Raw genomic sequence first — 19,365 nt, 5'->3', positions numbered from 1 at the left:
CCATCGCCTTCACGATCAATAACCGGCCCCGCAAGATCCTCGGCTGGCGAACCCCGGCCGAGGTCTTCGCCGAGCAGCTACGCTCATTACAAACACCCGGTGTTGCATCGACCGATTGAACTCGCCCTGCTCGCTCCCGAAGAGCTCTTGTGCGAGGCGGCCGGCATCGAGGGACACGGTGCGCGCCACCGCGCTGTCGAGGGCGCTGCGGATCGCGCTCTGTTCAGCGAAGCGGATTCCGGTGTCGACGATCATCTGCCCGGTGGGGACCTGGGTGGTGGACAGCACGGCGAGGGTCTTGTCCGCCGACGCCGCCTTGAGGTTGACCGGATCGGTCCCGACCAGCGAGTCGCAGATCAGGTACAGGTCGCACGATCCGGCGCGGAGCTTCGGGGAGGACTCCGACGGCGTGGCAGTGAACTTGAGGTCGGAGACCACGGCGCCGCCCTTCTGGGCCAAGCCGGTCTGGTCGAGGCTGCGGACCGCGCGGCCGTCGATGGCCGCGGCGGTCGCGATGATCTGGGCGACGGTGACCACTCCGGTCCCGCCGATCCCGGTGATGCGCATCGCGAAGTCGTCCGGGTCCGCCTGGATGGTGGGCGCGGGGATCGCGTCCGGTCCCAGGTCCGCGACGGCCGTCCGCTTGGCCTTGACGGTGCCGGGTGTTACCGCCACGAACGAAGGGCAGTCGCCTTCGAGGCAGGAGTAGTCGAGGTTGCACGAGGACTGGTGGATGCGGGTCTTGCGGCCGAATTCGGTCTCGACCGGGTGCACCGACATGCAGTTGGACTTTTCGCCGCAGTCACCGCACCCTTCGCATATGCGCTCGTTGATCACGATCCGTGTCGTCGGTGTCGGGGTGAGGCCGCGCTTGCGCTTGCGGCGCTTTTCGGCGGCGCACTCCTGGTCGTGCACCAGCACCGTCACCCCGGGGACCTGGGCGAGCTCCTCCTGAAGGGCGAGGATGTCACCACGTTCGTGGACGTCCACTCCCGCGGGCAGCAGCCGGCCCGGCACGCGGTTCCGGTCCTCGGTCGTGATGACCACTTTGGACACGCCCTCGGCGAGAAGCAGCTTCGCCACCTGGTCCAGGGACAGGCCGCCGGCGGGGTCCTGGCCACCGGTCATCGCGACCGTGGCGTTGTAGAGCAGCTTGAAGGTGATGTTCTCGCCCGAGGCGACCGCGGCGCGGATTGCGAGGCTTCCGGAGTGGGTGAACGTGCCGTCACCGAGGTTCTGGATGAAGTGGTTCTCGGCCAGGAAGGGCGCCATGCCGAGCCACTGCGCGCCTTCCCCGCCCATCTGGGTGAGGCCGATGACATCGCCGGCGTGTTTGCCGTCCATCATCAGGACCATGGCGTGGCAGCCGATGCCCGCGCCCACGAGCGTGTCCTCGGGCACCTTGGTCGAGGAGTTGTGCGGGCAGCCGGAGCAGAAGTACGGCGTGCGGGTCAGCAGGGGAAGTGTCGTCCGGCTCGTGACCGGGCGGCGTTTCCAGGCGCGCGCCGACTCGATCCCGTGCACGTCGCCCAGACGGCGGCTCAGCGCGGCGGCCACCTGGTCGGCGTCGAGTTCCCCGACCGGACTGACCAGTTCGCGGCCGTCGGTGTCGGTCTTGCCGAGCACCATCGGTGCCCGTAAGACGCCGTACAGGATTTCCTTGATGGCGTTTTCGAGAAAGGGTCGTTTTTCCTCGACGACGATGACTTCGTCGAGTCCCGCGGCGAACTCGGTGATCACCTGGGGGTCGAGCGGCCAGATCATGCCGATCTTCGCGACCCGGATGCCGTAGCGGCGCAGCCTTTCGTCGTCGAGCCCCAACGCGTCCAGCGCCTCGCGAAGGTCGAGGTAGGTCTTTCCGGCGGCCATGAGGCCGATGCGGTCGCCGGACGAGCGGGTGACGATGCGGTTGAGCTTGTTGATCCGGGCGTAGGAGAAGGCGCGGGGCAGTCGTTCGGAGACGATGCTTCGCTCGAGGCGCAGCAGGGCCGGGCCGGCCAAGCGGGCGTCGGGGGTGAAGGTGCTCTCGGGAAGGTCGCCGTAGGTCGGCAGGACGCGGTCGGGGTGGACGGTCGCGGTGCAGGCGGCGTCGGCCACCGCGGTGACGATCTTGAGCCCGGACCACAGGCCGGTGAACCGGGAGAGGTAGGGCGCGTGGAGGCCGAAGTCGAGCACGTCCTGGGAATCGGCGGGGAACAGGGTGGGGATCGAGAGGTCGGCCAACGCCACCTCGGAAGAGCAAGCCAGCGACGAGGATTTGCCCGCGGGATCGTCACCGACGAGGGCCACGGCCCCGCCGCGGGGATCGGTGCCGACCAGGTTGGCGTGCCGGATCGCGTCCGAGGCACGGTCGAGGCCGGGCGACTTGCCGTACCAGTACCCGGTCACCCCGTCGTACTTCGGAGTGCCGACGCGCGAGGTCAGCTGCGAGCCCATGACCGACGTCGCGGCGAGTTCCTCGTTGACGCCGGGACGGTGCACGACGTCGAGCTCGTCCAGCATCTTCTTGCGCCGGGCCAGCTCCAGGTCGTAACCCGCCAGCGGCGAGCCCTCGTACCCGGAGATGAAGGACGCGGAGGACTGCCCGCGGAGCCGGTCGAGCCTCGCCCGGTCACGGACCGTCCGGACCAGCGCCTGAATGCCCGTCAGGTAGATGGCGCCCTCGTCGAGCCGGTACCGGTCGTCCAGGGAGAAATTCATGCGGGGGATACCTTTCGAGGCCGGATGGAAGTCATTCGGGGGCGGGCCGGCCGCCGGTGCGGAGGACGAGCTCCGTCAAGCCGGAGCTGGCCCGGATGGTGCCGAGCAGGGCGTCCTCCGCGGCCTGAGCGGTGACGCAGGCGTCGGCGACGGCCGGAAGATGCTCGAAGGGCACCACACAGACGCCGTCGGCGTCGGCGACGATGTAGTCGCCGGGACGGACTGCGGCACCGGCGATGGTCACCACGTCGTTGATCGCGACGGCGTCCACTCGGTAGCGAGCTGCTCGCGGAGACCGGTTCGCGCTCCACACCGGGAGGCCGGAGCCGACGATTGTGGCGGTGTCGCGGACGGCGCCGTCGACGAGGCAGCCGGCGACTCCGGCCTTGCGTGCCCATTCGGCCGAGAGCCCGCCTGCCACGGCCCAGTCGCGGTTGCCCCCGCAATCGAAGACCGCCACATCCCCGGGACACGCCACGCCGTACAAGTCACGGTCGGCGACGGCCAGCCGGGTTCCGGCCGACCGGACGACCGCCGGATCGGCGTTCGCCCGGACATAGCGCAAGGTGACGGCGGGACCGCAGACCCGCATGTCCGGCGCCAAGGGCGCCAACGCGTCGGTGGTGAGTACTGCACCCACCCCGAGCTCGTCGAGCGCGTCGGCCACGGCCGAGGCCAGGTCCGGGAGATCGAGCAGCTTCGCCGCCACGGCGGCGTCGTGCCGCGGTACGTCCACCGTCTTGATCCGGGAGAGGGGCACTCGCCCGGTCAGCCGGTGCCGGACCGCGTCGGGAATGTCGTCCGTCACGCTACGACCTCGGGACGGATGACTTTCGGCATCGACGCGCGGCGGCGGGTTTCGTACCTGGTGATGTCGTCGTCGTACCGCATGGTCAGCTCGATCTCGTCGATGCCGTTCAAAACCCGCCACCGGAAATCGTCCGGGTACTCGAACGTGAACTCGTGGTCGGCGACGGAGACGATCCGGCGCTCGAGGTCCACGGTCAGCGGCGTCCGCGGCTCGGCTTCGATCTGCTCCCACAGCGCTTCGATCGCCCGGCCGGGCAGCGTGGCGGCGACGAGCCCGTTGTTCGCCGCGTTCGCGCGGAAGATGTCGCCGAAGCGCACGGAGAAGATCACCCGGAAGCCGTAGTCCGCCAACGCCCAGACGGCCCACTCACGAGACGATCCGGTGCCGAAGTCCGGACCGGCGACGAGGACCGAACCACCCGCGTACTCGGGCTTGTTGAGCACGAAGCCCGGGTCCTTGCGCCACTCGCCCATGAGCGCCGCGGCGTGACCGGTCTTCGTCATGCTTCCGGTGAGGAGGGCCTGCGCCGGGTAGATCTGGTCGGTGTCCACGTTGGACTTCCGGAGCGGCACGGCCGTGCCGGTGTGGGTGCGCAGCGGCTTCACGCCCGGACCTCCAGGTCGCTCGGTTCGGCGAGGTGGCCGAGCACCGCACTGGCCGCGGCCACGGACGGGGAGACGACGTGCGTGCGAACGCCGGGCCCCTGCCGTCCCTCGAAGTTCCGGTTGTTCGTCGACGCGGTCCGGGTCCCGGCGGTGAGGCGTTCGCCGTTGATCGACACGCACATCGAACAGCCGGAATTCCGCAGCGGGACACCTGCCGCCTCGAACACGCGGTCCAAGCCCTCGGCGACCGCCTGCCTGCGCACCGTCTCCGATCCCGGGACCAGGTAGACCTGCATTTCCGGGGAGATCCGCCGTCCTCGCCAGACCTCGGCGACCTCCCTGAGGTCTTCGATGCGCCCGTTCGTGCACGATCCGATGAACACCGCGTCGATCGGCACCGTCTTCATCGGCGTCCCGGGCGTCAGGTCCATGTAGGCGAGCGCTTGCTCCGCGGCGAGCCGCTCGACCGGATCGGCGATCTCCGCCGGCGCGGGCACGACCTCGTTCAGCCCCACGGTTTGGGCGGGGTTCGTGCCCCAGGTCACGTGCGGGGCGAGCAGGGAGGCGTCGAGCCGGACTTCCTTGTCGAAGACCGCGTCCTCGTCGCCGGCGAACGTCTTCCAGTACTCGACCTCTTCGTCGAACGCGGCGCCCTGGGGTACATGCGGCCGGTTCCGCAGGTACTCGAAGGTCACCTCGTCCGCGGCGACGAGGCCCGCGCGAGCACCGGCCTCGATGCTCATGTTGCACAACGTCATCCGGCCTTCCATCGACAGGGCGCGGATCGCCGGTCCCTGGTATTCGATGACATGCCCCTGTCCACCGGCCGTGCCGATCTCGCGGATCATGGCCAGCGCGAGGTCCTTGGCCGTGACGCCGGGTGGGAGTACTCCGTCGACGGTGACCCGCATGTTCTTCATCCGCCGCATCGGCAGCGTCTGGGTCGCCAGCACGTGCTCCACCTGGCTCGTGCCGATCCCGAAGGCCAACGCGCCCAGGGCGCCGTGCGTCGTGGTGTGCGAGTCGCAGCAGACGATCGTCATGCCCGGCTGGGAAAGACCCAGTTCCGGGCCGACCACGTGGGCGATGCCCCGCGATCGGTGACCGAGACTGAACAGTTCGATACCGAACTCCTGGCAGTTGCGGCGCATCTCGGTGACGTACCGCCGGGTGAGGCTGTCCGCGATGTCCCGGCCGCCGATCGTCGGCGTGACGTGGTCTTCGACGCCGAGCGTGAGGTCGGGCCTGCGGACAGTGCGGTTCTTCTCCCGCAGACCGGCGAACGCCTGTGCGGTGTTGGCCTCGTGCAGCAGGTGGAGGTCGAGGTAGACGAGGTCCTGCCCGCCGTCGTCCGCCCGGACGGTGTGCGCGTCCCAGATCTTGTCGGCCGCCGTTCTGGCCATCTGCCTTCCTTTCCCCGTGGGCCCTGATGTCGAAGGCGCGTCAGGCGCCGCGCTGTGTCACCGGTTCGGCGGTGGCACGGTCTCCGGTACCCGTCACGGCTTCCAGGCTGCGGCCGTTCGTCCGCGGCCCCATGACCGCGAGATCGAGACAGGTGATCGTGATGATCACGGCGGCTGCCACGAAGACCTGCGTCGGCCCGAACTGGTGAAGGATGGCGAGTGCCCCGAAGGGCAGGAGACCGGCCGTTAGGCGCGAGAACGAGTACGCCACCCCGCCTGCCGTGCTGCGCACCTGGGTGGGGAACAGTTCGGCCTGGTAGACGTGCCAGGCGCCGGAGACGATGCTGTTGGAAACGGTGATCACCGCGCCGGCGGTGACGATGACCGCGGTGCTCGTCCCGTTGCCGAAGACGATGCCGGCGATCCCGATGACGGTGAGGCCGCCGATGACCAGGAACTTCCGTTCCACGCGCTCGACCAACGGCACGGCGAGGAGCGCCCCGACCGGCGCGCCGATGAACGACAGCGCCGTGTAGAGCAGCGAGGACGGGACGGTGTGCCCCTTGCTCACCAGGATCAGGGTCGCCATCGACGCGAAGCCGTACTGGCCCACGGTCTGGGTGATCTGGAAGATCCACATCATCACGGTGCGCTTCAGGTACGGTGGGCGGAACATCGAGCGGAACCGGATCTTCGTCACGGGTTTGTAGGCGACGCCAGGGACCTCGGGCAGCTCGCGGCCGGTCTGCCGCTCCACCGTCCATTCCACCTCGGCCACTACCGCTTCCGCTTCGTGCGGCCGGTTGCGCTCCGCGAGCCAGCGCGGGGACTCGGGGAGATTGCGGCGGAGCGCGAACACCCCCAGCGCTCCCAGGCCGCCCCCGATCATCATCCAGCGCCAGCCGTCGATCAGGAAGTGCGTCTTGACGATGAGCAGCCCGCCGAGACCCGCGACGACCGGGGCGGCGAGGAAGCCGATGGCGTAGGCGACCGCGATCAGGCGACCGCGGGCCTTCCGCGGCATGAACTCGCTCAAGTACGTGTCGACCAGCATCAGTTCCGCGGCGAGGAACACGCCGGAGACGAGACGCAGGGCGATGAGCATCGCCACGTTGGCCGAGAACGCCGACGCGACCGCGAGCAGCGAGTACGCGGCGAGGTTGTACATGAACATCTGCCGCCGCCCGAAGCGGTCGGTGACCATCCCCAGGAAGATCGCGCCGAAGATCATCCCGAAGAACGGCGCCCCGACCAGCAGCGGCTGGGTGAAGGAAGTCAGGTGCCACGGCTTCGCCAGCACACTGCCGAGGACGCCGCTCATGTAGATCTCGTAGGAGTCGAAGAACGTCGTCAGGCCGACCAGCAGGACGAGCTTCCAGTGCCAGCGGGACACCGGGAGGCGATCGAGTCTCGCGGCGACCTGGAGCGGCCCCGAGCCGGTCAGGTCGTGTTTCAGGTCTGTCATCGTGCGGTCGTCTCCTCGGCAAGTTGATCGACATTGATCCACTTCGCTCGCCGGCGTCGGGCAGCTTTACCCCGGTCGTGCGGCGAAACACCAGGTCAGAGCCTGATATATCTTGAATACTTCTCTGATGCGCTCAAAGTATGCTTCTGGTCCACTTGTTGTCAACGACGTGATACTTTGGCGTGACCAGTCAGCTCGCCGGGCAGGAGACGAGGGCAGTGAGCAGCAGCGAACCAGAGCCGTCGGGGCGCGACCCGCGCTTGTCACTGACCGAGCGGACGCACGCCCTCATCAAGGAGGACATCCTCACGGCCCGCCGGCTCCCCGAGAGCATGCTCGTCGAGCACGAGCTCGCCCGGGAGTACGGGGTCTCCAAGACGCCCATCCGCGAGGCCCTGCGGCTGCTCGCCCACGACGGCTGGGTGCTGGTCCTGCCCCGCAAGGGCTACCTGGTGCGTCCTCTCCGCTTCGAGGACGTGCGCGAGATCTTCGCGCTGCGGCAGATGATCGAGCCGCCGTTGGTCGTAGAGGCGGCCAAGCGCAGCAGCCCCGAGCAGCTCGACGCCCTGGAACGGCACATCGATGACCAGGCGGCGGCGGCTTCCACGGAGGCCGCGCTGAACGCGGCGACCGCCTTCCACCTGGACATCGCCAGGTTGTCCGGAAACCGGCGCGCCGAACGCATCATGCTCGGGGTGACCGACGAGGTCCGCCGGATGCACTACCTCGCGCCCAACCTGCGGAGCAGGCTCACCGAGGACGCCGAAATCCGGGACCACCGGGACCTGGTGTCGGCCATGAGGCGGCTCGACATCGAGCGGGCCTACGAGATCATGGACCGGCACTCCCAGGAGTCGTTGCGGCAGAAACTCGAAGGCCTGACCACGATCTGACGACCCTGGGGTGGGCCCGACAGTCGCGCTGCACGCCGACAAGGCCTACGACCAGCCCCCGCCTGCGGCGCCGGGTCCGCGACCGCTGGCCGGCGGCCAAGCAGCGTCATTTGACCTTGATGACAACCTTGCCCTTCGCGCGTCCTTTGTCGACGTACGCCATCGCCTCGGCGGTCGATTCGAGGGGGAAGACCCGGTCCATGACCGGCTCGATGACCCCGGAATCGACGAGGGCGGTGATCTGGCGCAGTTGGTCCCCGCTTGCCCGCATGAAGAGGAACTTGTAGCCGACCTGACGACGCTTGGCCGCCGTCCGGGTCCGATAGCTCAACAGCCCCATGATCGGTCGCAGGATCCACGGCTTGCCGAGCTCCCGCGCGAAGCCGGGATCCGGCGGGCCGGAGATCGAGATGAGCTTTCCGCCCGGCTTCAGGACCCGCAGGGACTTCTTGAGGGTCTCGTTGTCCAGGCTGTGCAACACCACGTCGTAGTCGTGCAGGACGGCTTCGAAGTCGTCGTTGCGGTAGTCGATCACGACGTCCGCGCCGAGGCGCTTGACCAGATCGGCGTTGGCCGCGCTGGTCGTCGTGGCGACGGTCGCACCGAGATGCTTGGCCAGCTGGATCGCCAACGTGCCCACGCCGCCGGAGCCTGCCTGGATGAAGACCTTCTGGCCGGCTCGCAGGCCGGCGATTTCGACCAGGGCCTGCCAGGCGGTCAGTCCGACCAGCGGGATGGCTGCCGCTTCCTCCATCGTGAGCTGTTCGGGCTTCGGGGCCAGGTCGTCTTCGGCGACGGCGATGTATTCGGCGAAGGCGCCGATCCGGTCCTTCCCGGGTCGCGCGTAGACCTCGTCGCCGGGCTTGAACTTCCGCACGCCCGGCCCGACGCCGGCCACGACGCCGGCAACGTCGTTACCCAGGATGAGCGGCAGGCGGTAAGGAAGGATGAGTTTGAACTCGCCGTCCCTGATCTTGGAATCCAGCACGTTGACGCCGGCCGCGTGGATCTGGACCAGCACGTCGTGCTCGCCCACCTCGGGCACCGGCATGTCGCCGACCCGAACGTTGGTGCCGTAGCGATCGACGATGGCTGCCTTCATGGCGTAACTCTCCTCGAAACCCTGCTTTGCATTATGGTCATAATACCATAAGCAGAGTGGACACCTTGAGGCAAGAGGTGGAACGCGTTCAGATTATGATCGTACTAACATGGGTGATGGGCAGCCCGTTGAGTGAGCGGAGAAGCGCGTGGCGCGGTATGGGAAAGAGCACAAGCAGGCGACGAGGCAGCGGATCATCGAGATGGCGGGTCGCCGGCTCAAGCGTGACGGGATCGACGGCTCCGGGGTCGCCACGCTGATGAAGGACGCGGGCCTGACCAATGGCGCCTTCTACGCTCACTTCGAATCCAAAGAGGACTTGGTCGCCACCGCGGTCTCGGAGCAGCTGCGCGGCCAGCGGGAGTGGCTCACCTCGTTCCCGCCCGGACGCGACGGCGTCGAGCTGATGGTGCGCACCTACCTTTCGCCCGAACATCGCGACAATCCCGAGGAGGGCTGCCCGTCCGCCGCGCTGCTGGATGAACTCGGCCGCTGTACGGATCCGACCAAGCAGACTTACACGGGCAGCGTGCTGGCCGTCATCGACGACATCGCCGCCCGCCTGGCGCCGGGCGATCCGCGGTCGGCGCGCACCAAGACGCTCAGCATCTACGCCCTGATGGTCGGGACCCTGCAGCTCGCCCGCGCGCTGGCCGATCGGCAACTCTCCGACGACATTCTCGAGCAAGGGATCCGCAACGCCTTGACGGTGCTGGACGCACCGGAAGTATGAGTCGCTGCGCCACACCTGTTGCCCTCGGGCTGTAACGAAGTTACATTGCCGTCATGAAACGAGACTTGGCAGGTCGACGGCTGGTTGTGACGGGAGCGGCCCGCGGGATCGGGGAGCGGGTGGCCCGGCTCGCTGCCACCCGGGGCGCGCGCCTCGCCTTGATCGGGCTCGAACCGGAGAGGTTGCGCGCCCTCGCGGGGGAACTGGGGCCTGCCGCGGTCTGGCGAGAGGCCGATGTGCGAGACGGTGCGGCCCTGAAGGCGGCGATCGACGGCTGCGCGCAGGCCATGGCCGGCATCGACCTCGTCGTCGCCAATGCCGGGGTCGCGGCCTACGGGACGGTGCGGCAGATCGACGAGACGTCGTTCGAGCGGGTCCTGGACATCAACCTGAACGGCGTCTTCCGCACCTTGAAGTACGCGACACCGCACCTCGAGCGTAGCCGGGGTCACGTGACGGTCGTGGCGTCCGCGCTGTCGTTCATGCCACTGGCCGGGATGGCCGCCTACGGCGCCGGCAAGGCCGGAGCCGAACTGCTCGCTCTGACCTACCGCCAGGAGGTCGCGCACCTCGGCGTCACGGTCGGCGTCGTCCATCCGTCGTGGATCGACACCGACATCGTCCGCGGCGCCGACGCGGACCTCCCGTCCTTCCGGCGCTTACGCGACCGGTTGCCTTATCCGGGCAATGTGACCACGAGCGTCGACCGGGTGGCCACCGCGATCGTCGACGGACTCGCGCGGCGACGCAGCCGCGTGTATGTGCCGCGGGCGGTTGTCGTCGCCAACTGGCTGAAGGCGGGCCTCAACTCGCCCGCGGCATGGCCCTGGACGAGGCGGTTCGCGGCCCACGCGGTTCCGGCCCTCGAGCGCGAAGTCGAGGCACTGGGGCGGAACGACCAGCTCGTCCCCGGCGGGGGCAACGCCGAAGCGTCCTGACCGGCTAAGGCGTGCCGTGGCCGCGCAGGGCCACCTGGTGTGAGTTCTCGGCGTCTTCCCGGCTATCGCCGAGCGCGACAGCGAAGTTCACCCCCATGGGCAGCAGCACCTGCGTGACCGGATCGGTGAACTCGACGAAGTGTTCCGCCAGTTCGAGGGTGATGTAACCGTGGACGAAACTCCAGAGCTGGGCAGCCGCCACCGCGGGCTCCTGGGGCTCGAACCTGCCGGAGCGCACAGCTCGCGCGCACACGTCGGTGACGTGTGCGTAGGCATCGCGGAAGGCCGCCGAACGACCACTCGGCCGAGAGGCCGACTCGGCCGGCGGCCGGTAGGTCGCCCGGGTGGACAACCCGAACATCAGATCGTAGAGGTGAGGGTTCCCGCGGGCGGCCCGGCGGCAGGCCAACGCCATCGCGAAGAGGTCGGCGACCGGATCGTCCGTCACCGGCACCCGGGAAAACGCCCGGCCGAGCTCGGCGAAGCCGTAGTCGGCGACAGCGCGGACGAGTTCGACGATCCCGCCGAAGTGGTGGTAGACCGACGTCTGCGACAACCCGACCGCGGAGGCGACGGTCCGCGCCTTGATGGCAGCCGGTCCCTGCTCGGCCAGCAGCGCGATCGTGGCCTGGATCAGCCGCTCCGGCACACCGCTGCCCGGCGTCACGTCCTCTGCCCTGTTCCTCACGGTTCCCCTCACCTTCCGGCCGGCTCTTGCCAGCTCACTATAACTTGGTTACATTCGAATGTAACTTCGTTACAACCATTCGACGGAAGCAGACGTCATGGCAAACCCAGAGCAAGGCCACCTCGATGTGGAGGACCGTGGAGCCGTCCTGATCGTCCGTGTCGACGGCGGCCCCCGTGGTTTGTTCGGTCTCGACCTCGCCCAGCAGCTCGAGGAGCTGGTGGACCGGGTCGACAGCGACCCCGGAGTGCGCGCCGTCGTCTTCACCGGCGCGCATCCGGAACGGTTCGTCAGCCACGCCGATGTCCGGTGGCTACAGGAGGGCGGCGCCGCTGTTCCCTCGCTCGGCCGGCGCGGCGCCTCCGCGGTGGTGCGGATGGCGCGCGGGGTGGACCGGGCCCGTGCCGTGGAGCCGGTGGTCCGGCGAACCCCGTTGCGGGGCGCGCTCGAGCTCGACCGCCGGCACGCCACGTTCCTGCGGATGAATTCCAGCGGCGTCATCTACGTGGCCGCCCTCAACGGTTCGGCACTCGGACTCGGCGCGGAGTTCGCCTGGGCGTGCGACTTGCGGGTCATGGCCGACGGGGACTTCTTCATCGGCCAGCCGGAAATCCTCCTCGGGATCATGCCGGGCGGCGGCGGAACCCAGCGCTTGACCCGCCTGGTCGGCACCCACCGGTCCCTGGTCGCCATCCTCGAAGGCAAGCCCTTCACCCCCGAGGAAGCGCTCGCCGACGGCGCCGTCGACGACGTCGTCCCCCAGGACGAGGTGGTCACGCGCGCGACCGAGCTCGCGGAGCACTTCGGGTCCCGGTCGAAGACCTCGATCGCGGCCATCAAGCGGGCCGTCTACCTCGGTGGCTCGATGTCACTGGTCCAAGGTCTGCACGTCGAACGCAGCGAATTCCTCGTTCAGGACCAGTCCGCGGACGGGCAGCAGCTGATGCTTGACTACCTGGAAGCCACCGAGGCCACCGGCGAACTCCCGCTCTACGACCCGGACGTCTACGAGCAGGCCCTCGCGACCGGCAGCGTTCCCCGCCGATCGGCGGTGCCACAGTCATGACCGCGTTCACCCGGCACGACGTCTCCTTCCCTTCCGGCGAGACCACCTGCGCCGCCTGGCTCTACCTCCCGTCCGGAGTCCCGTCACCCCCGGTCGTCGTCCTCGGACACGGTCTCGGGGCGACCCGCGAGATGCGGCTGGACGCGTTCGCCGAGCGGTTCGCCCAGGCGGGATTCGCGGCGCTGGCCTTCACTTACCGCTACTTCGGCGACAGCGGCGGCCGGCCCCGGCAGCTGCTGTCCATCCGGCGGCAACTCGCCGACTGGGACGCCGCGATCGCCCACGTCCAAGCCCGGCCCGACGTCGACGGCTCGCGCGTCGCGGTCTGGGGCAGCTCCTTCGGCGGTGGCCACGCCATCACCGTCGCAGCACGACATCCGGAGCTGCGCGCGGCGGTGGCCCAGTGCCCGTTCACCGACGGTCTCGCCTCCGCGGTCGCGCTGGGCCCGGTGGGTTTCCCTCAAGCTGGCGCCGGTCCTCGCGCGGGATCTCGTGGCCGCGGTCCGCGGCACCGAGCCGGCGATGATCCCGCTCGCCGGCGCTCCCGGTTCGCCGGCGCTCATGACCGCTCCGGACGCGCTGCCCGGCTACCAGGCGCTCGTCCCGGCGGGGACGGCTTTCCGGAACGAGGTCGCGGCCCGGGTCGTGCCGGCCATCGCCGGCTACCGGCCCGGGCGGGCCGCGAAGAAGATCACCATCCCCATCCTCTTCTGCGTCAGCAACACCGACACGGTCACCCCGCCCGCCCAAACTCTCCGCTACGCGCGGACCGCGCCCCGGGGCGAGATCAAGACCTACGACGCCGGTCATTTCGACTTCTACCTCGGTGAGCCCTTCGAGGCCTTGGTCCGCGACCAGACGGAATTCCTCACCCGGCAGCTGAACCCGGCGTCGGCAGGCCGGTCATGAACTTCGCTTCGCTGCCCGACCGGCGCGCCGAGCTGGACCCCCACGGCCCCGCGGTATCCGACAGCACCGGTTTTCTCACCAACACGCAGTTGCTCAGCCGGGTCCAGGCGACCGCGTCGCACCTCCACGACCTCGGCATCGGCCCAGGCGACGTCGTCGCGCTCGAACTGACCAACCGCCTCGAGTTCGTCCTCCTGCTGTTCGGAGCGTGGCGGCTCGGCGCCACCGTCACGCCGGTGAACCCGAGCCTGACCGACGCCGAGGTCGCCCGGCAGCTCGACGACTCCGGTGCGCGCCTGCTCGTCGTCGAAGACGGCGTGAGCGGAGCCGGTGACGTCCCCACACTCGCCGTCGGTGACCTGCCCACCGAGCCCGGCGGCCCGGACCACGCACGGGATCCGGACCCGTCCGCGCTGGCTTTGCTCATCTACACCAGCGGAACGACCGGCGTCCCGAAGGGCGTGATGCTCGACCACGCCAACCTCGACGCCATGACCGACATGGGCCGCCGCGCCCTCGACATCGGACCGGCCGACCGATGCCTGCTGATCCTCCCGCTGTTCCATGTCAACGGCATCGTGGTCAGCGTCCTCATGCCCTGCTCGCCGGCGCGAGCGTCGTCATCGCCGACCGGTTCTCCCCGCACACCTTCTTCGACGTCGTCGAGCAGCACCGCCCGACCTACTTCAGCGCGGTACCGACGATCTACGGCATGCTCGCCGCGCTGCCCGCGGACGTCCGGCCGGACACCTCGTCCCTGAGGTTCGGGATCTGCGGCGCGGCGCCCGCATCAGCCGATCTGCTGGCCCGGTTCGAGGCCAGGTACGGGTTCCCGCTCATCGAGGGATACGGGCTGTCAGAAGGAACGTGCGCCTCGACCATCAACCCGGTCGCGGGACCCCGGCGACCGGGAACCGTGGGAATCGCCTTCCCCGGACAGGAAATCCGGATCGTCGACCAGGACGGCGCCACCGTTCCGTCCGGTGTGGACGGTGAGGTCGTCGTCCGTGGCCCGAACGTCATGCGCGGCTACCTCGGCCGCCCGGACGACACCGCCCGGGCCGTCGTCGACGGCTGGCTGCACACCGGCGACGTCGGCCACCTCGACACCGACGGCTACCTGACCCTGGTCGGCCGCTCGAAGGACATGATCATCCGTGGCGGCGAGAACATCTACCCCAAGGAAATCGAAGACGTCCTCACCGGCGACCCGGCGGTCCTCGAAGCCGCCGTGATCGGCGTACCCGACGAAAAATGGGGAGAAGTGGTCGTCGCCTACGTCCAGCCACGACCCGGCCGGACCGTCGACCCCGCCGTGCTGAAGGCTCGCTGTGCGCACAGCCTCAGCGGATACAAACGACCGACCGAGCTGCTCGTGCTCGACGCCATCCCGAAGAACGCGGTCGGCAAGATCGACAAGCCGGCGTTGCGGGCGGGCCACGCGGCCGCCGCTGGGTCAGCAGCCGAGGAACGGGGCTAGTCAGGCCGGGCGAGAGCATCGGCGGCGTCCCGACGGTCGAGAGTGCGAAAGTCAGGGCGGTCCTCGCTGGACGCGTCGCCTGGCGAGGACCGCTCTGTCAGCGGGGTCACTTCATCTCGGTCGCCCCTTCGGCTCGCACCCCTCATTGAAGTATGGTCATAATATAAAGCATGACGACCTACACGGCTGACACCCTCGAGAACCACACCACCGCCGGACCGTCCGCGGTGTTCACCTACCGCCGCACCGGCCCGCGAGGTGGTGTGCCGCTGGTCCTGCTGATGCGCTTCCGCGGCACCATCGACTGGTGGGACCCGGAGTTCGTCGACCGGCTCGCCGCGGACCGCGACGTCATCCTGTTCGACAACGTCGGCATCGGCTACACCGGTGGCGAGCCGCGCGACACGTCCGAAGGGTTCGCCGACGGCGCGATCGAGTTCATCGAGGCGCTCGGCCTGACGCAGGTCGACCTGCTCGGTTGGTCACTCGGTGGCATCGTGGCGCAGCACGTCGCCCTCCGCCGGCCCGACCTCGTGCGCAAGATCGTCGTGGCGGGCAGCAGCGGGCCGGGCGTGGCGCCGGGGACGCCGGAGATGAGCGAGCGGGTCCTGTCCATCATGGCCAAGCCGGACGCGGACGCCGAAGACCTGCTCTACCTCTTCTACCCCGAGACCGAACAGGCCCGCGCCGCCGGACTCGAACACCTCGCGAAGGTCGCCAAGCGCCTCGAAGGCGGCGGCCCCGCGGTGACGGAGGACGCCGCCCAAGGCCAGCTCGCCGCCGTCGGACGGCTCCTGGCCGTGGAATGGGACCAGCTGAAAGCCGAGCTGCGGTCGATCAGCCAGCCGGTCCTCTACGCCAACGGGATCCACGACGTGATGATCCCCGCCGTCAGCTCGTACAAGGCGGTCGAGCAGGTCCCGGACGCCACGCTCGTGCTCTACAGCGACGCCGGGCACGCCTTCCTGTTCCAGCACATCGACGAGTTCGTCGCGCAGGTCAACCTCTTCCTCGGCCACTGACACCCACACAATCAACCGAAAGGCAAAACCATGAGCAGCGAAAAAGAATCCCGCGACCGCGTGATCACCTCTTACCAGGACGCCCCGACCCGCACCGTCTCCACCGGCGGCGTCGACTTCGCCTACCGCGAACTCGGCCCGAAGACCGGCGTCCCGGTGGTCTTCCTGACCCACCTGGCCGCGGTACTCGACAACTGGGACCCCCGGGTCGTCGACGGCATCGCCGCGAAGCACCGCGTCATCACCTTCGACAACCGCGGCGTCGGCACATCCACCGGCACCACCCCGAAGACCATCGAGGCGATGGCGGCCGACGCCGTCACGTTCATCCGCGCCCTCGGCCTGACCGAAGTGGACATCCTCGCCTTCTCCATGGGCGGCATGATCGCCCAGGTGATCGCCCAGGACGAACCGGAGCTGGTCCGCAAGCTGATCATCGCCGGTACCGGGCCCGCGGGTGGCGAGGGCATCAAGAACGTGACGTGGATTTCCCACCTCGACACGATCCGGGCACTGCTCACGCGCCAGGACCCCAAGCAGTTCCTCTTCTTCACCCGGACGCCGAACGGGAAGCGGGCGGGCAAGGAGTTCCTGGCCCGCCTGAAGGAACGCAAAACCAACCGGGACAAGGCGATCTCCCTCAGGTCCTACGGTGCCCAGCTCACCGCCATCCACCGCTGGGGGTTGGCGCAGCCGTCCGACCTCTCCGTCATCCACCAGCCGGTGCTCGTCGCGAACGGCGACAACGACCGGATGGTCCCGACGAAGAACACCTACGACCTGGCGCGCCGCCTGCCCGACAGCGAACTGGTGATCTACCCCGACGCCGGCCACGGCGGCATCTTCCAGTACCACGGACAGTTCGTGACGAAGGCACTCGAATTCCTCGCACGGTAGTGCCGGACTCGGCGACGGCCTCGTCAGCCGCGACAGCGCCGCCGGCAACCTCCGTCACCCGGGCCAGACCTGGAACCTGGCCAGGTCCCCACCGGTCCACTAGTACGCTTCTCAGTTCACCAGCAGCTTCCGATGGACCTCTCCGCCGGCACCGTCCTCGTCGCCGGAGCCAACCGCGGGTTCGGCCAGGCAACCCGATACCCGTACGCTCGACGGACACCGGCGCTCCCGCAAAATCGCGGCGCGGGCCCTCCCCAAGGTCTAGCGGGCAGGTGCGCCCGCCACGCGGAGTGGTGCGCTCACCTCGTGCAAGTGCTGCAGGACGTAGTGGTAGGTCTTCAGCAGCCCGCACTGGGCGTAGTCGATTCCGTGCTCGGCGCAGAACGCGCGCACCAGAGGCTGCGCGCGGCGCAGGTTGGCCCGCGGCATGCTCGGGAACAGGTGGTGCTCGATCTGGTGGTTCAGCCCCCCGAGCGTGAAGTCCACCCATCGGCGGCCTTGGACGTTGCGGCTGCTCAGCACCTGCTTGCGCAGGAAGTCGAGCTCGGTCTTGTCCGTGTAGGTGGGCATGCCCTTGTGCCCCGGCGCGAACGAACAGCCCATGTACACGCCCCACAGTCCTTGGTGCACGGCGATGAACGCCAAGGCGACCGGCGGGGACAACACCACGAACACCGCCCCCAGGTACACCACGACGTGCGCGGACAGCAGCACCGCTTCGAGCCACCGGGTCTTGACCTCCCCGCGCCACACCGCCTGGATGCCCGCCCAGTGCAGGCTCAGGCCTTCCAGCAGCAGCAACGGGAAGAACAACGCCGCCTGGTGCTTCGACGTCCAGCGCACGAACCCGCTCTTGTGCTCCGTCTGCCCGCGGGTGAAGGCCAGCAAGGGGATGTCGATGTCGGGATCGTCGCCCTCGTGGTTGGGTTGGCGTGGTGGCGGGTGTGCTTGCCCATCCACCAGCCGTAGCTCATGCCGACGATCCCGCCGAACGCGTAACCGGCGCGGTCGTTGGCCCGCCCGGTGCGGAAGACCTGGTTGTGCCCGGCGTCGTGACCGAGGAACGCGACCTGCGCGAACATCACCGCGAAGAACACCGCCGTGACCAGCTGCCACCACGAATCGCCCAGCAGCACGAACGCCGCACAGCCGCCGGCGAAGGCCAGCAGGGTCAGGCTGATCTTCACCGCGTAGTAGCCGTAGCGCCGGTCAAGCAGGCCTTCATGCCGCACGAGGCGGCCGAGAGCGCCGAAGTCGTTGCGTGACGCCGCCCGGAGGCCGGCGCCCTCGCTCACCGAAGATACGTCCATGGGAGTCCTTCCCCGAGTCCTGCGGGCGCCGGGGACTGGGGCGGCCACTCGATACCCGATCCGGATTCCCGGCCGCGCCGCTGATCAAACCAGGCCGACCGGCGTCTCAAGCGCTCGGGACGGACTTCCGGCCCCACTCGGTGATGGTGGCCAGCCCGGCGTTGAGCAGGCGCACGACCTGGGACCGGGACCAGCCCGTCTCCGCGGCGACCTCGGCGATCGGCCGGTGCCGGACCGCCACCGACCAGACGGTGAAGCGCTGGCGAGGGGGCAGGAGCACCAGTTCGTCCCGCGCCACAGCGTCGGCCAGGGCGTCGTCGAACACCGCCGGGTCACACCGACGGCTGCGGGCCCGCACGGCGGTCGCCACGGCGACCCGGCCACGCCGCGCCGCGGCCAGGCGGTGACCGGGGGAATCCGGCGCGCCGGCGGACGAGACCACCAGTTCGGGGACCAGGCGGGTGCACAGCCGAGCGGCGGCACCGGGCGACCGGCCGGTGCGGCGCGCGAGGAAGTACACCATCTCCAGGATGCGATCCACGTCGCCGACCTCGGCGCCGCGGACCCACGGAGGTTCGGCGGTGTGATGGTCCCCCGCCCCGGTCACCGGCCCGGCCCGGCTGGGACGCAGCAGGCGATCCCCGCGGCCCCCAGCGCCTTCCTCAGGTCCTCGTCGGCGGTCAGGATCAGGATGCCACCCCGGTCCCGGCCGTCCCGGGTGAAGGCGGCCCGCACGCTGCCGACGACGTCCACGGCCGGGAGCGTGCAGGCCGACACGTCGACCAGGACGACGCCGCGGCAGAGTTCGGACGCCTGCCGCAGTTTTTCGGTCAGCGCCTCGGCCGCACCGGCCCGCGCCCCGCCGGTGGCGGTGACCAGGATCGTCGCATCCGCGACGACCGTCCGCACGACCATCGGGGCGGCGTCGGCCACCGCGTCGTCCAGGCGGCGGTGCACGGTCAGGAGCCGGTCCACCCCGGTGAGGTGGATCGGCCGCCACGAGGCCCGTGAGCCGGCGACCACGGCGAAGCGAGTCCGATCACCCGTCAGCTGATGCGCCGCGAGGAGGACCGACAGGCCGGCGCAGGCGAGGAACGTGGTCGGAGTGAGGTCCACGACGAGCGTCGGTGGCCGCTGAGCGATGGCGTCGGCCAGCGATTCACTCAGGGCGGGGGTCGTGGACAGGTCGATTTCGCCGGCCGCGGTGAGGACGAGGACGTCTCCCCGGCGCATCGACGCGAGCCGCAGCAGCGGCCGGGAAACAGAGGTACTCGAGTGTGGTCTGAGGCCATGGCCAGATTCGGAGTGGTTCACGATCAGCTCCTACGCTGACCTCCGCGGCG

The 19,365-nt window shown here is 69.2% G+C and carries 16 protein-coding genes and 4 pseudogenes; 10 read left to right on the top strand and 10 right to left on the bottom strand.

Annotation, left to right across the window (positions count from 1 at the left end):
- Nucleotides 1-138 precede the first annotated feature (138 nt).
- The 5 genes and pseudogenes from I4Q55_RS48090 to I4Q55_RS48070 form a co-directional block, all read right to left on the bottom strand.
- Nucleotides 139-2,700: pseudogene (locus tag I4Q55_RS48090) on the bottom strand (indolepyruvate ferredoxin oxidoreductase family protein); the annotation flags it as partial.
- 31 nt (nt 2,701-2,731) lie between these two features.
- Entirely contained in the window at nt 2,732-3,508 is a 777-nt protein-coding gene (locus tag I4Q55_RS48085; protein WP_206797688.1) for an RraA family protein, read from the bottom strand.
- A complete protein-coding gene (gene leuD / locus I4Q55_RS48080) occupies nt 3,505-4,116 on the bottom strand; it encodes a 3-isopropylmalate dehydratase small subunit (protein WP_206797686.1) in 612 nt (203 codons plus the stop codon). The genes I4Q55_RS48085 and leuD overlap by 4 nt, the downstream gene beginning before the upstream one ends.
- Nucleotides 4,113-5,519, bottom strand: coding sequence for a 3-isopropylmalate dehydratase large subunit (gene leuC / locus I4Q55_RS48075; RefSeq protein WP_206797684.1), 1,407 nt, complete (start codon nt 5,517-5,519; stop codon nt 4,113-4,115). The genes leuD and leuC overlap by 4 nt, the downstream gene beginning before the upstream one ends.
- 40 nt (nt 5,520-5,559) lie before the next feature.
- On the bottom strand, nt 5,560-6,984 hold the full coding sequence (locus I4Q55_RS48070; RefSeq protein WP_206797683.1) for an MFS transporter: 1,425 nt from the start codon (nt 6,982-6,984) through the stop codon (nt 5,560-5,562).
- 218 nt (nt 6,985-7,202) lie between these two features.
- Here I4Q55_RS48070 and I4Q55_RS48065 point away from each other — a divergent pair, with 218 nt between their 5' ends.
- A complete protein-coding gene (locus I4Q55_RS48065) occupies nt 7,203-7,877 on the top strand; it encodes a GntR family transcriptional regulator (RefSeq protein ID WP_206797682.1) in 675 nt (224 codons plus the stop codon).
- Between the two features lie 106 nt (nt 7,878-7,983).
- On the opposite strand, the gene I4Q55_RS48060 is transcribed toward I4Q55_RS48065, so the two are convergent.
- Complete coding sequence (locus tag I4Q55_RS48060) at nt 7,984-8,979, bottom strand: NADP-dependent oxidoreductase (protein ID WP_206797680.1); 996 nt, start codon at nt 8,977-8,979, stop codon at nt 7,984-7,986.
- 148 nt (nt 8,980-9,127) lie between these two features.
- Here I4Q55_RS48060 and I4Q55_RS48055 point away from each other — a divergent pair, with 148 nt between their 5' ends.
- Both I4Q55_RS48055 and I4Q55_RS48050 read left to right on the top strand, forming a co-directional pair.
- On the top strand, nt 9,128-9,712 hold the full coding sequence (locus tag I4Q55_RS48055) for a TetR/AcrR family transcriptional regulator (protein ID WP_206797678.1): 585 nt from the start codon (nt 9,128-9,130) through the stop codon (nt 9,710-9,712).
- A gap of 53 nt (nt 9,713-9,765) precedes the next feature.
- Nucleotides 9,766-10,650, top strand: a complete 885-nt coding sequence (locus I4Q55_RS48050; RefSeq protein ID WP_206797676.1) for a short-chain dehydrogenase/reductase — start codon at nt 9,766-9,768, stop codon at nt 10,648-10,650.
- Nucleotides 10,651-10,654: 4 nt separating this feature from the next.
- On the opposite strand, the gene I4Q55_RS48045 is transcribed toward I4Q55_RS48050, so the two are convergent.
- Entirely contained in the window at nt 10,655-11,338 is a 684-nt protein-coding gene (locus I4Q55_RS48045; protein ID WP_206797675.1) for a TetR/AcrR family transcriptional regulator, read from the bottom strand.
- 97 nt (nt 11,339-11,435) lie between these two features.
- On the opposite strand from I4Q55_RS48045, the gene I4Q55_RS48040 reads away from it, so the two are divergent.
- The 7 genes and pseudogenes from I4Q55_RS48040 to I4Q55_RS48020 all read left to right on the top strand — a co-directional run bounded on the left by I4Q55_RS48040 (nt 11,436) and on the right by I4Q55_RS48020 (nt 16,712).
- The gene (locus tag I4Q55_RS48040) at nt 11,436-12,404 is read left to right on the top strand and encodes an enoyl-CoA hydratase/isomerase family protein (RefSeq protein ID WP_206797674.1); all 969 of its coding nucleotides are present in this window, start codon (nt 11,436-11,438) and stop codon (nt 12,402-12,404) included.
- Nucleotides 12,401-12,820: pseudogene (locus tag I4Q55_RS50875) on the top strand (alpha/beta hydrolase); the annotation flags it as partial. The gene I4Q55_RS48040 and the pseudogene I4Q55_RS50875, both read left to right, overlap by 4 nt.
- Nucleotides 12,821-12,896: 76 nt before the next feature.
- Nucleotides 12,897-13,313 carry a hypothetical protein gene (locus tag I4Q55_RS50870; protein WP_307793503.1) on the top strand — a complete coding sequence of 139 codons (417 nt, stop codon included), beginning with the start codon at nt 12,897-12,899 and terminating at the stop codon, nt 13,311-13,313.
- Nucleotides 13,310-14,289: pseudogene (locus tag I4Q55_RS50010) on the top strand (AMP-binding protein); the annotation flags it as partial. The gene I4Q55_RS50870 and the pseudogene I4Q55_RS50010, both read left to right, overlap by 4 nt.
- 45 nt (nt 14,290-14,334) lie before the next feature.
- Nucleotides 14,335-14,793: a class I adenylate-forming enzyme family protein gene (locus I4Q55_RS50000; RefSeq protein WP_374194554.1), complete on the top strand. Its 459-nt coding sequence runs from the start codon at nt 14,335-14,337 to the stop codon at nt 14,791-14,793.
- 170 nt (nt 14,794-14,963) lie between these two features.
- Nucleotides 14,964-15,815 (top strand): alpha/beta fold hydrolase, encoded by an 852-nt coding sequence (locus I4Q55_RS48025; protein WP_206797673.1) that lies wholly within the window; start codon nt 14,964-14,966, stop codon nt 15,813-15,815.
- A 30-nt stretch (nt 15,816-15,845) separates the two neighbouring features.
- Nucleotides 15,846-16,712: an alpha/beta fold hydrolase gene (locus I4Q55_RS48020; RefSeq protein ID WP_206797672.1), complete on the top strand. Its 867-nt coding sequence runs from the start codon at nt 15,846-15,848 to the stop codon at nt 16,710-16,712.
- Between the two features lie 261 nt (nt 16,713-16,973).
- On the opposite strand, the pseudogene I4Q55_RS48015 reads toward I4Q55_RS48020, so the two are convergent.
- The 3 genes and pseudogenes from I4Q55_RS48015 to I4Q55_RS48005 all read right to left on the bottom strand — a co-directional run bounded on the left by I4Q55_RS48015 (nt 16,974) and on the right by I4Q55_RS48005 (nt 19,255).
- Nucleotides 16,974-18,022, bottom strand: a pseudogene (locus tag I4Q55_RS48015) (fatty acid desaturase).
- A gap of 106 nt (nt 18,023-18,128) precedes the next feature.
- Nucleotides 18,129-18,563 carry a hypothetical protein gene (locus I4Q55_RS48010; protein WP_143060751.1) on the bottom strand — a complete coding sequence of 145 codons (435 nt, stop codon included), beginning with the start codon at nt 18,561-18,563 and terminating at the stop codon, nt 18,129-18,131.
- Nucleotides 18,564-18,625: 62 nt separating this feature from the next.
- The gene (locus I4Q55_RS48005; protein ID WP_206797671.1) at nt 18,626-19,255 is read right to left on the bottom strand and encodes an STAS domain-containing protein; all 630 of its coding nucleotides are present in this window, start codon (nt 19,253-19,255) and stop codon (nt 18,626-18,628) included.
- Between the last annotated feature and the right edge of the window lie 110 nt (nt 19,256-19,365).

The sequence above is a fragment of the Amycolatopsis sp. MtRt-6 genome (genome assembly GCF_017308975.1).
Taxonomy (GTDB): domain Bacteria; phylum Actinomycetota; class Actinomycetes; order Mycobacteriales; family Pseudonocardiaceae; genus Amycolatopsis.
This window is presented reverse-complemented; position numbering and strand designations above follow the sequence as displayed.

What these genes read in the sequence shown, in the direction of transcription:
- leuC (WP_206797684.1), bottom strand. Translation starts at nt 5,519, where the DNA reads ATGGCCAGAACGGCGGCCGACAAGATCTGGGACGCGCACACCGTCCGG.
- I4Q55_RS48070 (WP_206797683.1), bottom strand. Translation starts at nt 6,984, where the DNA reads ATGACAGACCTGAAACACGACCTGACCGGCTCGGGGCCGCTCCAGGTC.
- I4Q55_RS48060 (WP_206797680.1), bottom strand. Translation starts at nt 8,979, where the DNA reads ATGAAGGCAGCCATCGTCGATCGCTACGGCACCAACGTTCGGGTCGGC.
- I4Q55_RS48050 (WP_206797676.1), top strand. Translation starts at nt 9,766, where the DNA reads ATGAAACGAGACTTGGCAGGTCGACGGCTGGTTGTGACGGGAGCGGCC.
- I4Q55_RS48040 (WP_206797674.1), top strand. Translation starts at nt 11,436, where the DNA reads ATGGCAAACCCAGAGCAAGGCCACCTCGATGTGGAGGACCGTGGAGCC.
- I4Q55_RS50000 (WP_374194554.1), top strand. Translation starts at nt 14,335, where the DNA reads ATGCGCGGCTACCTCGGCCGCCCGGACGACACCGCCCGGGCCGTCGTC.
- I4Q55_RS48025 (WP_206797673.1), top strand. Translation starts at nt 14,964, where the DNA reads ATGACGACCTACACGGCTGACACCCTCGAGAACCACACCACCGCCGGA.
- I4Q55_RS48020 (WP_206797672.1), top strand. Translation starts at nt 15,846, where the DNA reads ATGAGCAGCGAAAAAGAATCCCGCGACCGCGTGATCACCTCTTACCAG.
- I4Q55_RS48005 (WP_206797671.1), bottom strand. Translation starts at nt 19,255, where the DNA reads ATGCGCCGGGGAGACGTCCTCGTCCTCACCGCGGCCGGCGAAATCGAC.